14 protein-coding genes are annotated in these 13432 nt (G+C 50.7%); 8 read left to right on the plus strand and 6 right to left on the minus strand.

What is annotated here, in order from left to right; all coding sequences use genetic code 11:
- Positions 1-28: 28 nt before the first annotated feature.
- The 3 genes from D9980_RS13355 to D9980_RS13360 all read left to right on the plus strand — a co-directional run bounded on the left by D9980_RS13355 (position 29) and on the right by D9980_RS13360 (position 2800).
- Positions 29-1453, plus strand: coding sequence for a DASS family sodium-coupled anion symporter (locus D9980_RS13355; RefSeq protein ID WP_121607552.1), 1425 nt, complete (start codon positions 29-31; stop codon positions 1451-1453).
- 97 nt (positions 1454-1550) lie between these two features.
- Positions 1551-1847 carry a hypothetical protein gene (locus tag D9980_RS27000; protein ID WP_238393632.1) on the plus strand — a complete coding sequence of 99 codons (297 nt, stop codon included), beginning with the start codon at positions 1551-1553 and terminating at the stop codon, positions 1845-1847.
- Between the two features lie 56 nt (positions 1848-1903).
- A complete protein-coding gene (locus tag D9980_RS13360; RefSeq protein WP_238393633.1) occupies positions 1904-2800 on the plus strand; it encodes an MFS transporter in 897 nt (298 codons plus the stop codon).
- A gap of 23 nt (positions 2801-2823) precedes the next feature.
- On the opposite strand, the gene D9980_RS13365 is transcribed toward D9980_RS13360, so the two are convergent.
- Positions 2824-4032: an MFS transporter gene (locus D9980_RS13365; protein ID WP_121607553.1), complete on the minus strand. Its 1209-nt coding sequence runs from the start codon at positions 4030-4032 to the stop codon at positions 2824-2826.
- A gap of 95 nt (positions 4033-4127) precedes the next feature.
- On the opposite strand from D9980_RS13365, the gene D9980_RS13370 reads away from it, so the two are divergent.
- Complete coding sequence (locus D9980_RS13370; protein ID WP_121607554.1) at positions 4128-4577, plus strand: helix-turn-helix domain-containing protein; 450 nt, start codon at positions 4128-4130, stop codon at positions 4575-4577.
- A gap of 2 nt (positions 4578-4579) precedes the next feature.
- The gene (locus tag D9980_RS13375; protein WP_121607555.1) at positions 4580-4870 is read left to right on the plus strand and encodes a putative quinol monooxygenase; all 291 of its coding nucleotides are present in this window, start codon (positions 4580-4582) and stop codon (positions 4868-4870) included.
- 125 nt (positions 4871-4995) lie between these two features.
- On the opposite strand, the gene D9980_RS13380 is transcribed toward D9980_RS13375, so the two are convergent.
- From D9980_RS13380 to D9980_RS13390, 3 genes are read right to left on the minus strand one after another with little or no spacing between them, the layout of a single operon-like run.
- Positions 4996-6438, minus strand: coding sequence for a glucosyltransferase domain-containing protein (locus D9980_RS13380; protein WP_121607556.1), 1443 nt, complete (start codon positions 6436-6438; stop codon positions 4996-4998).
- Between the two features lie 13 nt (positions 6439-6451).
- Positions 6452-7363 carry a glycosyltransferase family 2 protein gene (locus D9980_RS13385; RefSeq protein WP_121607557.1) on the minus strand — a complete coding sequence of 304 codons (912 nt, stop codon included), beginning with the start codon at positions 7361-7363 and terminating at the stop codon, positions 6452-6454.
- Positions 7360-7716: a GtrA family protein gene (locus D9980_RS13390; RefSeq protein WP_121607558.1), complete on the minus strand. Its 357-nt coding sequence runs from the start codon at positions 7714-7716 to the stop codon at positions 7360-7362. The genes D9980_RS13385 and D9980_RS13390 overlap by 4 nt, the downstream gene beginning before the upstream one ends.
- Positions 7717-8136: 420 nt before the next feature.
- Between D9980_RS13390 and D9980_RS13395 the strand changes: the two genes are divergently transcribed.
- A complete protein-coding gene (locus D9980_RS13395) occupies positions 8137-8322 on the plus strand; it encodes a hypothetical protein (RefSeq protein ID WP_121607559.1) in 186 nt (61 codons plus the stop codon).
- A gap of 1 nt (position 8323) precedes the next feature.
- Entirely contained in the window at positions 8324-8656 is a 333-nt protein-coding gene (locus D9980_RS13400; RefSeq protein WP_237734194.1) for a hypothetical protein, read from the plus strand.
- Positions 8657-8726: 70 nt separating this feature from the next.
- Here D9980_RS13400 and guaA read toward each other — a convergent pair whose 3' ends face one another.
- Both guaA and guaB read right to left on the minus strand, forming a co-directional pair.
- Positions 8727-10304 carry a glutamine-hydrolyzing GMP synthase gene (gene guaA / locus D9980_RS13405; protein ID WP_065686599.1) on the minus strand — a complete coding sequence of 526 codons (1578 nt, stop codon included), beginning with the start codon at positions 10302-10304 and terminating at the stop codon, positions 8727-8729.
- 104 nt (positions 10305-10408) lie between these two features.
- Entirely contained in the window at positions 10409-11872 is a 1464-nt protein-coding gene (gene guaB / locus D9980_RS13410; RefSeq protein WP_037411907.1) for an IMP dehydrogenase, read from the minus strand.
- A 169-nt stretch (positions 11873-12041) separates the two neighbouring features.
- Here guaB and xseA point away from each other — a divergent pair, with 169 nt between their 5' ends.
- Positions 12042-13418 carry an exodeoxyribonuclease VII large subunit gene (gene xseA, locus D9980_RS13415; RefSeq protein ID WP_121607560.1) on the plus strand — a complete coding sequence of 459 codons (1377 nt, stop codon included), beginning with the start codon at positions 12042-12044 and terminating at the stop codon, positions 13416-13418.
- Positions 13419-13432 lie beyond the last annotated feature (14 nt).

Raw genomic sequence — 13432 nt, forward strand, 5'->3', positions numbered from 1 at the left:
AATTCAATCCTTGTATAAGGAGATAATTATGTCAGCAGGATCACCCGACAGTAAGAAAAAAGCTATCGCCACCCTGATCCCCCTGCTTTTAGGCTTGGCGATCTGGTTTTATCCGGTACCCGAGGGATTAACACCGCAGGCTTGGCAGATGTTCGCCATCTTTGCAGCAACTATTGCAGCAATTCTGACTCAACCACTGCCCTCCGGGGCCGTTATGCTGGTCGCGCTTTGCGTCGCCATTTTTACCGGAACCCTGACGGAGGCTAAAGCCTTATCCGGCTTTGCCAGTGGGACAGTATGGCTGATTTTCTGTGCTTATATCCTGTCACTGGGGTTCGTTACCTCCGGTCTGGGTAAGCGCATCGCCTATAAAATGCTGTCACTTTTTGGTGGCAGTAGCCTGGGGATTGCCTACTCGCTAGGGGTATCCGATCTGATTATGGCTCCGGCCATGCCTTCGGTAACCGCCAGATCGGGAGGTATCATCTTTCCCATCGTACGCTCTATCAATGAAGTCTTAGGTTCGGCACCAGGTAAGAGCGGTAAAAAGATCGGCGACTTTCTGATTATGGTGTGCTTCCAGTTCACCCCCATTACCGGTGCCATATTTCTGACAGGTATGGCGGCGAACCCACTGGTGGGCAGTCTGGCAAAAGATTCATTGGGGGTTGAAATAACATGGGGTGGCTGGTTCGTGGCCGCGGTCGTTCCCGCCATGGTGTGCTTTTTCCTGATGCCACTGCTGGTCTATAAGATCTTGAACCCAGAACTTAAAAAGACCCCGGAAGCGAAAGACATGGGACGCCGTGCTCTCAATGAGCTAGGTGCGATGTCAGGCGTTGAAAAAAAGGTCGCGCTGGGTTTTATCTTGGCACTGCTGGGCTGGGGCACCAGTCTGCTGACAGGATTATCGGCTACCACGGTAGGGCTGGGGTTGGCTGCCTATCTGTTTGCTACTCATGCGGTGAGTTGGAAAGATCTGCTTAAAGATCAGGCCGCGTGGGATACGGTGATCTGGTTCAGCGTCATCATCAGCCTGGCGGGCGGGCTATCCAGCCTCGGTTTTATCAGTTGGATGACCACCAAGCTCGAAACCACTATTAGCGGTTTTGGCGCAATGCAGACGTTTGTCATTCTGGGGATACTGTATATCTATGTGCATTATCTGTTTGCCACGGCCTCCGGCCACGTCGCCGCGCTGTATGCTCCGTTCGCAGCTACCGCCATCGCTGCTGGCGCACCACCGATGATGGTTGCCATCTGTTTTGGTATTTTCAGCAATCTGATGTGGGGAAATACCGAATATGGCGGCGGCCCTGGCCCCATTTACTTCGCCCAGGGATATTTTGAACGGCCACGTTTCTACAAAATCAATTTTTGCGTGGTGACGTTCAACGTCATTCTGATCTTCGTTGTCGGCCTCGCCTGGTGGAAATTGCTAGGGTACTATTGATCGCTATTACCGAATCAGGCGTCATGGGGTCAGTTCAATATTGCGCCTGGTTCATTCAGGATATTCACTACCCATAACCAACCAAGGAATAGCCATCGTGGATCCGGCTGGCGTCAATACAGGGATAGACACCTACCGCGCACAAACAAAGCGCTACGTACATCTGCTTTTTGCCCTTCAGGCGATAGGGGCATCCTCACCTGCGATTATCATCTCGCTAGGCGGATTGGTGGGTGAGACATTAAGCAGTAATAAAGCCTTATCCACGCTACCGGTCAGTCTCTTCAACATTGGCCTGGCCCTGTCGGTGTTACCTGTAGGAGCCCTGATAGCCCGTTTTGGGCGTGTTAACGCCTATACCCTTGGTGCGCTCAGTGCGTTCATCGGGGGGTAATAGCTACATGGGGCGTCATAAACGGCTCCTTCATCCTGTTCTGTCTGGGCTGCCTGATGGCCGGGGGTTACGCGGCGTGCGTACAAAGCTACCGTTTTGCGGTAACGGATTATGTCGCCAAACCTGAGCAACCCGTGGCGATCTCCCGGGTTATGCTCGGCGGACTGTTGGCAGCGGTAATTGGCCCACAACTGGTGATCTGGACGCAAAACCTATTACCAGTCCCCCTTTCGGCCAGTTTCCTCGGGCAGTCTCTGCTGGCGTTGATTGCGTTGCTGCTTTTATGGCAAATGCGGCGCATGACCGCTCGCTTGGCGGCTCAACCAAACCCACTTTCCGAACCCGTTCAATCAACATCAACAGATAAAATTCGCTCTCTGAGGGAAATAGCCGGTTCATTGCGCTTTATCACCACCGCAGTCGCCGCCTTGGTCTCTTATGGGCTGATGACGTTTATGATGACCGCAACGCCGCTGGCAATGATCCATCACGGACACAGCCTGTCCACCGCCACATTAGGTATCCAATGGCATATTCTGGCCATGTACGCGCCGGCGTTTATCACTGGCAGGCTGATATCGCGTTTCGGGCCTCGTAACGTCTGCGCCAGCGGGCTATTGCTGACGGCCTGCGCCGCTGCGGTTTCCATGATAGGCACCGAGGTCATCTGGTTCTGGGGCGGATTAATCCTGCTGGGCGTCGGCTGGAACTTTGGTTTTGTCAGCGCGACCGTCATGCTGAGCGCTTGTTACACGCATCAAGAACGGCTGAAGGTTCAATCTCTGAATGACTCTTTTGTCTTCGGTACCACCGCATTAGCCTCTCTGTTATCTGGGCAGATGATGCATATTCTCGGCTGGTTCTGGCTGAATATGCTGGTGTTTATCCCAGTCGTCATTGCGTTGGGATTGTTGTTTATCCAGGGTATGGCGGAAAAAAAAGCTGCTGAATAAACCTGCACTGGCGTATGGAAGGGTCAACGGCAATATTTCAGCGTACGCCACCAAAACAGCAATGCCACCAGACTTACCGAGCCGCCCAGCCAGCATACGCCATGCCAGCCTGCCCACGCATAAATATGGCTACCGGCAAACGCCCCCAACCCACTGCCAACGGCATAAAACAGCATGTAGCACCCGACCAGACGACTGTGGGACTGCGGGTGCGCAGTGAAAATCATGCTCTGGTTGAGGACATGGATCGCCTGCCCGGCAAGATCCAGCAGGATGATACCGCCAATCAGGTACGCCATTCCTCGCTCCATCAACCCAAGCGGCAGCCAAGCGATCATCAGCAATAGCAGGCATATCCCGCTAGCTCTCTGCCCCCAGCCTTGGTCAGCTAGATGCCCGGCTCTCATCGCCGCCAGCGCACCGACTGCCCCTACCAGCCCAAATGCACCAATGGTCGAATGAGAAAAAAGAAATGGGGGTTGGCTCAAAGGGAGAACCAGCGTGCTCCAGAAGATGCTGAATGCCGCGAACATCAGCAACGCCAACATACCGCGTATCTGCAAAATCCGGTCATGGTGCAACAGGCTCAGCATTGAGCCCAGCAGTTGCCAATAACTTAACTTCAACTCGGAAGTTGGCTGCTTTGGCAATAAACGAGCTAGAACAGGAAGCAATATCAGGGTAATAGCCGCTGAGAAAAAGTAGACCGTTCGCCAACCGCCGATATCCGCCAGCAACCCAGAGAGAGTGCGCGCCAGCAGTAACCCCATCACCACTCCTCCCTGAGCGGCCCCCACTACGCGTCCACGTTCCTTCGGGGAGGCTAACGTAGCGGCAAAGGCAATCAATCCCTGCGTCATCGCGGTTCCCAACAGCCCCACCATCAGCATAGCCGCCAGTAACACCAGGCTGCTGCTCGACATTCCGACCATTAGCAACGCTACCATCAACAGTATTTGCTGCAACGCTAACAGGCGATGGCGATCCAGCAAATCCCCCAAAGGAACCACCAATAACAGCGCACAGGCACAGCCGACCTGGGTCGCTGCGATCACCATCCCTACTCTTGCCAGGCTGATCTTAAAATCCACCGCAATGGCATCAAGCAGCGGTTGTGCGTAATAAACATTGGCCACGCTGAAAGCGCAGGCTGCTGCCAACAGCAGCACCAGTGACGTAGGTAAAAGCGCAACAGACTGCGAGCGGAAGGCTTCCAGCGGTTTATCACTCATCAAGCGCCTCGTTAAAAGTGGTTTCATTATTAAACTCAATGCACTTTAGTGAAAGAGGTTTTATAATGCAACCAGAATAATTCTGGAGCCGCAGCATGAAACGTAAAAGCCTTGAGGATGCTCAATGCCCGGTAGCACGAACCTTGGATGTGCTGGGTGACTGGTGGTCACTGCTGATTATCCGCGACGCCTTTGACGGCATCAGCCGGTTTAGTGAGTTTCAAAAGAATCTGGGGATGGCAAAGAATATTCTTTCCACTCGGCTACGCACGCTGGTCGCCCAAGGGATTTTGCAAGTTAGCCCTGCCGCCGATGGCAGCGCCTATCAGGAGTATTTGCTGACCGATAAAGGCCGAGAAATCTTCCCGATTATCGTCGCACTACGCCAATGGGGAGAAGACCATCTTTTTGCAGCAGGAGAGGACTATTCACGCCTGGTGGAAAACGACAGCGGTCAGCCAATACCTCGCATGACACCAATCGGTCATGCCGGGCAAGCACTCAACTTAGGCAATACCCGAGTCGTAAAAGTGGATAAGGAATAAAAATGCTGAAAGTCATTGCCGAAGATTTTATCAAGGTTGAAGCGATAGAAACGGTGTTGCCGCTTTATCAAGAACTGGTTGAAGCCACCAAGCAGGAACCCCGCTGTATCGCTTATGATCTGTATGTCGATCAAAAGGATGCCGGGCACTTTATCTTTATCGAAGAGTGGCCCGATCGCGCGGCGCTGGATGCTCACTGCGCGAGCGAACACTTTAAACGCCTGGTGCCGTTAATTGATCAACATAAACGTAAGGATGCCAGCTATATATTGATGGATAATTTTCAGAAGTAGCAAAGCAATGCCTGTCAGGCTGGCCTGAGTCCGTTTGAATACCGAACTCAGGCCTGGATAACCACTTGATGCAGATCAACCAAATTTATGGGCTCAGTTAAAAATTATTGAGCCAATACAAATAGTTAATTGTTAGCGGATCCCAATGTGACTATGGCCTCATTGCCAGAAACGTATAACGAATAGTCCTTATTAGAGGATACCGGCTTAATGCCTTTTTCTCTCATACCTGCAAGTCTATCCATATTGGTTTGTTCATCACCGTAACCATGCAATGTTTGCGTTAATCCCTTATTAATCAACTGGAAAGATGAGATAAACTCAGAGGCCGGGCTAAGAAAATGGTCAATCAGCGGCTTGTTTTCCATGATTAACTTTGTTCTTTCGTTAATATTCACTTGCCCAGTAGTGCCGATAGACTCTATATTTGGGTAGCTCAGCATTTCTCTGGCAATCATGTTAAAAACAAAATCTTCATATTCACGCTGTGACTTGATGGCGCTACTTAGCTGAGCACTGAATGCAAAAACGGTGATTAGAGGGACGAGCGATAGATATTTTAATCTAGGAGAAAAATACATAATCGGAATGGCAATAATAACCAGTAGTACCGAAAATGAAACCAAAGTCCTTGGGAATACGGGAGCATCTTGCAGAAGGATTGTTGGCCCCATTAGAGACACCAAGAAAATAAAGCATGACAGCAAAGCGTATATCATGAAAGAAATTATTTTCTTTGTATGTGCATAGTTGCTGACTATCATGAAGACCAAAGCAACCACTACAGGCACCAGGAAATAGATATAAACAGGGCCGTAAAAATACGACAAAACCAGTTCTTTTAATCCCTTTATCGTGCTTAACAGTTTTTCCGCACCCTCAGCATTCGGCAAAACAATGTCTGAACGAGAGTTGTTTCTTACAGCAAAAAACAGCATATAAACAAGATAAAAACAAACAAATGTCACTGCCTTGTTTATTATTAATTTTATCGATTGGGCTATTGCAAATTCACTTTTAACTGCAATAATCATCATATCAATGGCAAGCAGGCCGATGAAAATATTCATGCACGGCTGATAGATGGTTAGCGATAATACGCCAGCCATTATTTTTATTGAGCTTTCACGAATTATGCTGTCGTTCCTATAGGTATAGGCTAACACAGCAAGAAATAAGGCAATAACCATGCCTAAAGAATCGTATCTATAGGCAATATTTTGTAATAGGTAGGGATTGAAAATCAAAAGGGCCGCAACAAGCTTGGCATGCGGAACATCCATTTTAACCAAATGTTTAAAAAGCAATAAAGAAGCGGCACCTATAAACAGACAAGATGCAATCATTGTATAGGGGAACAGGTCAAGATTATAGCGCCCACTCGCCGATAGGATTTTCATCAGAATATCCGCGATTGGCCGCCCTAATCCACGCCATCCATATTGACCTGTAATCGCTCGGTCTAAGTCATCCCTGTAAAACACCCCAGCTTGAATAAGAGGATATATAAACAGCAGAGCCAACCCTGAATACAAGGCTAATGTTTTTTTATCGTCTTTGCAGATCATCTGATTTTCCATCTCAATTTTTAACTATGTAACGCGGCCTGCGTTTTGTTTCTATGTAAATCCGTCCAACATATTCACCTAGTACACCTATTCCTATTAGCTGCACACCTCCAAGGAAGAGGATGGAAACTATAATAGAGGAATAGCCCGGTACCGGATTGCCCCAAATTAATTTATCCAGAATCATCCATGCGCCATAAGTAAAGGATAAAGTGGCAACGAAAAAACCGATATATGCCCATACCCGTAGGGGAAAGGTCGAAAAGCTGGTGATACCTTCTATCGCCAGATTCCAGAGTTTCCAGCCATTGAATTTACTTGAGCCAGCAACTCGTTGGGCTCTTGAATACTCGACAATGTCAACCTTCCCGCCCACCCAGCTTAATATCCCTTTCATAAACAGGTTTCTTTCGGGAAGTAATTTGATGTTATCCACAACTTCCCGAGACATAAGCCTAAAATCTCCGACATTTTCTTCTATGGCCGGTTTGCTTATTTGGTTGTGAATGCGATAAAACCATTCTGCCGTTTTACGCTTTATTCTTCCATCACACTGTCTATCTATGCGTTTGGCTAAAACAACATCCGCACCATTTTCCCATTTACTTAACAATAGCGGGATAACATCTATTGGATCCTGGAGATCTACGTCAATAGGAATGATGACATCACCCGAAGAGGCTTCCAACCCGGCGAATAAAGCGGGTTCTTTCCCAAAATTACGCGTGAAATTTATAACTTTTATTTTTTCATCAGCTAGAGACAAGGCTGATATTATGTTCTCTGTTTTATCAGAACTGCCATCGTTTACAAACACAATTTCTATATCTTTGTCTGCAAACTCTTTATATTCACGAACGGACTTATAGAAGAGAGGGATAGCCTCCTCTTCATTAAATACAGGAACCACCAGCGATATTTTCATTTATCATCCTTGAAAATAACTAGTTTAGAATAAATGAAGCCACAGATGAGGCTTACTGCAGAAAAAGTAATCAGTGTGACTATTGGGTTAGCGTTTACTTTGTCTGCGATCCAGCCTACGCAAAATGCCATGCCCCCCATAAACAGCACATACGCCATGTAGCGGACAGTAGTCGCTTCTTTTTTAAAGGTCCACCTGGCGTTTGCAAAGAACGAGAAGGTCACCGCGATGCAAAAGGCCACCACGTTGGATATTGATTGTGATAAACCACTAAAAAATATGAGCGCAAACACAGCCCAATGAACCAAGGTGTTCAACACACCTACAGATGCATAACGTAAAAAAGTATTCAATGCGATAAATTCTTAAAATTTAGTTTGCCGTATTCTGCCACCACATCATGCCGATGGCAAAACTTTCGAGGCTAACACAATGAACAATAGGCTTATTTGGTTTGATGGAACAGGCTGGAATTCCCCTGTAATAGGGGGCAAGCCCTGAGACTACAGCAAGATTACAAGAGGCAGCGCATGCTGTACTCTGCGCCCCCATAGAGGTGGTGGTGAGCCAATACGATCCGTATGCGATTTATGGAATCTAGGTAGCATTTAAGGAGCATTGTGATGTTCACATCAAAGTTTGTTGAGCATATACTGAACAAACGGTGTACCTTTTTGGTAACCTCACTGGAGTAAATGAGGATAGTAAACCACCTGATTTCATTAGCTTGCAAGAAAGAGGGGCGTTGCAAATCGTCTGGGTAAGGAGGATATATGAACTTCAATGTAACAACATTGGTGAAAGCTATCATAGGTGGCGCAGGCTTGGGCTTCGCAATATCAGGTGGCCTGTCCATGTTAATCCCTGCGTTCACCGTAACAGCAGGGGTTGCATATGCTTTTGCAATCGTCGGCGCGATCATTATTGGTGGCCTGGCCGCGAAAGGAAGAGTCGCTTAAGGTGGAGCACTTTTTTCAATGGTATGCACCACAAGATGCGGAGCAACTCACTCGCTTCTATTGCGTCATATGCCTAGGTTATATGGTGGTGCATCTAGTTTGGGACTGGCGTTCAACGGTTAGCCCACCACTTAAGTTTGAAAATCTGCCTAGCAAGGTTGGTGAGCTCTATTCATCAACAACATTTGCCACCAGCCTGTTCTTCATTGTGATGCTGTTTGACATAAAAAACCCGCTACGAACCTCAGATGCTTTTATTTTCCCATTAATCACTGCAGCAGGTACCGGGTTACTCATTTCAGTAGCCGCCATAGCGCCAAAAGCAAAAAACTAAAAAGCCATTTAAAATAAATGGCTTAATAATAAAGCTAACATGCTATTAGTGGCGGTTAACTAACAGTTAATCATTCCCACTCAATCGTCGCCGGTGGCTTCCCGCTGATATCATAAACCACACGGGAAATACCGTTGACTTCGTTGATGATACGGTTGGAAACACGGCCAAGGAAATCGTAAGGCAGGTGTGCCCAATGTGCGGTCATAAAGTCGATGGTTTCTACCGCACGCAGAGAGACAACCCAATCGTATTTACGGCCATCGCCCATCACGCCGACAGAACGCACCGGCAGGAACACGGTGAACGCCTGGCTGACCTTGTTGTACAGATCGGCTTTGTGCAGCTCTTCGATAAAGATCGCATCGGCACGGCGCAGCAGATCGCAATACTCTTTCTTCACTTCGCCCAATACGCGCACGCCCAGACCTGGCCCTGGGAACGGGTGGCGGTACAGCATGTCGTACGGCAAGCCCAGCTCCAGACCAATCTTACGCACTTCGTCTTTGAACAGCTCTTTCAGCGGTTCCACCAGACCCAGCTTCATCTCTTTCGGCAGGCCACCGACGTTGTGGTGCGATTTGATCACGTGCGCTTTGCCAGTAGCGGAAGCGGCAGACTCGATCACATCAGGGTAGATGGTGCCCTGAGCCAGCCACTTCACAGCGCTCTGCTTGCAGGCTTCTTCGTCGAACACTTCGACAAAGACGCGGCCAATGATCTTACGCTTGGCTTCTGGCTCATCCACACCCGCCAGCGCACTCAGGAAACGGTTCTCTGCCGCTACGTGCACGATGTTCAGGCCGAAGTGGTCACCAAACATTTCCAGCACTTGGTCAGCTTCGTTCAGGCGCAGCAGGCCGTTATCTACGAATACGCAGGTCAGGCGCTTGCCAATGGCACGGTGCAGCAGCATGGCGGTAACGGATGAATCCACGCCGCCAGACAGGCCGAGGATCACGTGATCTTCACCGACCTGCTCACGAATACGCGCAACGGCATCTTCGATGATGGTGGCTGGTGTCCACAGCGCTTCACAACCACAGATATCCAGTACGAAACGCTCCAGGATACGCTGGCCCTGACGGGTATGGGTCACTTCCGGGTGGAACTGTACGCCGTAGAAGCGTTTTTCCTCGTTGGCCATAATGGCAAACGGGCAGGTATCGGTGCTGGCAACGGTGACGAAATCAGACGGGATAGCGGTAACTTTATCGCCGTGGCTCATCCATACGTCTAATACCGGTTTGCCTGCCGGGCTGATCGCATCTTCGATATCGCGGATCAGGGCGCTTGATTGGGTGATTTCCACCTGCGCATAACCGAACTCACGCTCGGTTGAACCCTGTACATGGCCGCCCAGTTGCATCGCCATGGTCTGCATGCCGTAGCACACGCCCAATACCGGTACGCCGGCGGTGAAGACATATTCTGGCGCGCGCGGGCTGCTCAGTTCGGTGGTGCTTTCCGGGCCACCGGAGAGAATGATGCCGCTTGGATTGAATTCGCGGATCTGCTCTTCGCTGACGTCCCAGGCCCACAGCTCACAGTAAACACCAATCTCACGCACGCGGCGGGCAATCAGTTGGGTGTATTGTGAACCGAAATCCAGGATCAGGATGCGATGCTTATGAATATTTTTTGTCATGTGAGGCAAATTCCAGCAACAGAGAAAAAGAGCAAAAAGGGTATTTGGGATGAGAGGTTGCCCCCTCATCCCTGCCCCTCTCCCTCAGGAGAGAGGTTAAAGCATTAGCCCATGCGGTAGTTTGGTGATTCTTTGGTGATGGTCACGTCATGCACATGGCTTTCTTGAATACCGGCACCGCTGATGCGCACAAACTCGGCTTTGGTACGCAGTTCGTCGATGGTCGCACAGCCGGTCAGGCCCATGCAGGAACGCAGGCCGCCCATCTGCTGATGTACGATCGCCTTCAGCATGCCTTTGTAGGCCACACGGCCTTCGATACCTTCCGGCACCAGTTTATCAGCGGCGTTATCGGTCTGGAAGTAACGGTCCGAGGAACCTTTGGACATTGCGCCCAGAGAACCCATCCCACGGTAAGATTTGAACGAACGGCCCTGATACAGCTCGATTTCGCCCGGAGATTCTTCCGTACCCGCCAGCATTGAGCCAACCATCACACAGGACGCACCGGCAGCAATCGCTTTGGCGATATCGCCAGAGAAGCGGATACCACCGTCAGCGATAACTGGGATACCAGTCCCTTCCAACGCTTCTACCGCATCGGCGATAGCGGTGATCTGCGGAACACCTACGCCGGTGACGATACGAGTTGTACAGATAGAGCCAGGACCGATACCGACTTTCACCGCGCTCACGCCGGCTTCCATCAGGGCTTTGGCACCAGCCCCGGTCGCAACGTTACCGCCAAGGATTTGCAGGTCTGGGTATTTGGCACGGGTTTCACGGATACGCTGTAACACGCCTTCGGAATGGCCGTGTGAAGAGTCGATGAGCAGTACGTCAACACCGGCAGCGACCAGCGCATCAACACGCTCTTCGTTACCGGCACCGGCACCCACCGCAGCGCCTACGCGCAGACGGCCATGCTCATCTTTACAGGCGTTAGGTTTACGCTCTGCTTTCTGGAAGTCTTTGACGGTGATCATGCCCAACAGGTGGAAGCTGTCGTCCACCACCAGCGCTTTTTCAACGCGTTTTTCGTGCATTTTTTGCAGCACGACTTCACGCGCTTCGCCTTCCTTGACGGTGACCAAGCGCTCTTTTGGCGTCATCACTGCGGTGACAGGCTGAGTCAGATCGGTTACGAAGCGCACGTCACGGCCGGTAATGATCCCCACCAATTCGTTTTCTTCGGTCACAACCGGGTAACCGGCAAAGCCGTTACGCGCGGTTAACTCTTTCACTTCTGCCAGTGTGGTGGAAGGAGTAACGGCCTGTGGGTCCGTGACCACGCCGCTTTCATGTTTTTTCACCCGGCGAACTTCTTCCGCCTGGCGCTCAATGGACATGTTTTTGTGAATGAAGCCCAGACCGCCTTCCTGCGCCAGCGCAATAGCCAGGTTGGATTCGGTTACGGTATCCATGGCTGCGGACAGCATAGGGATATTCAGGCGGATGGATTTGGTCAGTTGGGTGCCAAGATCTGCGGTATTAGGCAGAACTGTGGAGTGGGCTGGAACCAGGAGAACGTCATCAAACGTTAGAGCTTCTTTTACAATACGTAGCATGGGCAATATCTCACCAAGGTGGATGCGGAAAAGATAAAATATTGCCGTGGCATTATACAGAGCGTAATCGGTTGCCTCCAGCACTTTCTTACAAAAACTCTTGATTACCTTTCGCCGAGCTGTAATATCGACCAATTAAGTGCTTGTTTTGAAATTTGATCTGGGTCACATGTCACTACCTACTTCACCGTCCATTTTTACCGTAAGCCGCCTCAATCAGACGGTTCGACAGCTGCTGGAAATGGAAATGGGGCAGATTTGGCTCTCCGCCGAGATCTCCAACTTCTCCCAGCCCTCCTCCGGCCACTGGTATTTCACGCTGAAAGATGACCGTGCCCAGGTGCGTTGTGCGATGTTCCGCAACAGCAACCGGCGCACCACCTTTCGCCCGCAAAATGGCCAGCAGGTTCTGGTGCGGGCCAGCATCACCCTGTATGAACCACGTGGTGATTACCAGCTGATCGCCGAAAGCATGCAGCCTGCCGGTGACGGCCTGCTGCAACAGCAATTCGAGCAGTTGAAACAGCGCCTGGCAGCCGAAGGTTTATTTGATCAGCAGTTCAAGCAACCGCTGCCAAGCCCGGCCAAATGCGTTGGGGTGATCACCTCCGCCAGCGGCGCGGCTCTGCACGATATTTTGCAGGTGCTACAGCGACGCGATCCTTCACTGCCGATCGTGATTTACCCCACGTCCGTGCAAGGGGCAGAAGCTCCGTTGCAGATCGTTCGCGCGATCGAAACCGCCAACCGCCGCGATGAGTGTGATGTGTTGATCGTCGGGCGCGGCGGTGGCTCGTTAGAAGATTTATGGAGTTTTAACGACGAACGCGTCGCGAAGGCAATTTTTGCCAGCCGTATCCCGATCGTCAGCGCCGTCGGCCATGAAACCGACGTTACCATTGCCGACTTTGTTGCCGACCTGCGGGCTCCCACCCCTTCAGCTGCCGCAGAGTTGGTCAGCCGTAATCAGCTTGAGCTGCTGCGCCAATTGCAGTCACAGCAACAACGGCTGGAAATGGCGATGGACTATTATCTGGCGCAGCGCCAGCAGCAGTTCACCCGCATCAATCACCGTCTGCAACAGCAGCATCCACACCTGCGGCTGGCACGACAGCAAACGCTGCTATTCAAGCTACAGCGCCGTCTTGAAGAAGGGATGCAGCAGCAATTACGGCTATCTTCTCGCCGCAGTGAACGCGTGCAGCAGCGCTTGGCGCAGGTACAGCCGATGGGCCGTATCCACCGCTTACAGCAGCGTGTTCAGCAGCAGGAATACCGTTTGCAACAGGGGATGGAGCGGCAACTTAATGGCTATCGCCAACGCTTTGGCGTCGCCTGTAGCCAACTGGAGGCGGTTAGCCCACTGGCAACCTTGGCTCGCGGCTATAGCGTAACGCAGACGCCACAGGGTGAGTTACTGAAAACCACCAAGCAGGCACAGGTTGGGGAAATGCTGAAAACCCGCCTGCAGGATGGCTGGGTGGAGAGCGAAGTCAAAACCGTCACCGTGGCGAAAAAACCGCGTAAGAAACGCGTGGTGGAATAGCGGTTAGTGGCAGA

The organism is Serratia sp. 3ACOL1, assembly GCF_003668775.1.
Lineage (GTDB): Bacteria > Pseudomonadota > Gammaproteobacteria > Enterobacterales > Enterobacteriaceae > Chania > Chania fonticola.

Coding starts and splice junctions, on each gene's coding strand:
- D9980_RS13355 (WP_121607552.1), top strand. CDS start 29: ATGTCAGCAGGATCACCCGACAGTAAGAAAAAAGCTATCGCCACCCTG.
- D9980_RS13360 (WP_238393633.1), top strand. CDS start 1,904: ATGGCCGGGGGTTACGCGGCGTGCGTACAAAGCTACCGTTTTGCGGTA.
- D9980_RS13365 (WP_121607553.1), bottom strand. CDS start 4,032: ATGAGTGATAAACCGCTGGAAGCCTTCCGCTCGCAGTCTGTTGCGCTT.
- D9980_RS13370 (WP_121607554.1), top strand. CDS start 4,128: ATGAAACGTAAAAGCCTTGAGGATGCTCAATGCCCGGTAGCACGAACC.
- D9980_RS13375 (WP_121607555.1), top strand. CDS start 4,580: ATGCTGAAAGTCATTGCCGAAGATTTTATCAAGGTTGAAGCGATAGAA.
- D9980_RS13380 (WP_121607556.1), bottom strand. CDS start 6,438: ATGATCTGCAAAGACGATAAAAAAACATTAGCCTTGTATTCAGGGTTG.
- D9980_RS13385 (WP_121607557.1), bottom strand. CDS start 7,363: ATGAAAATATCGCTGGTGGTTCCTGTATTTAATGAAGAGGAGGCTATC.
- D9980_RS13395 (WP_121607559.1), top strand. CDS start 8,137: ATGAACTTCAATGTAACAACATTGGTGAAAGCTATCATAGGTGGCGCA.
- guaA (WP_065686599.1), bottom strand. CDS start 10,304: ATGACAAAAAATATTCATAAGCATCGCATCCTGATCCTGGATTTCGGT.
- guaB (WP_037411907.1), bottom strand. CDS start 11,872: ATGCTACGTATTGTAAAAGAAGCTCTAACGTTTGATGACGTTCTCCTG.
- xseA (WP_121607560.1), top strand. CDS start 12,042: ATGTCACTACCTACTTCACCGTCCATTTTTACCGTAAGCCGCCTCAAT.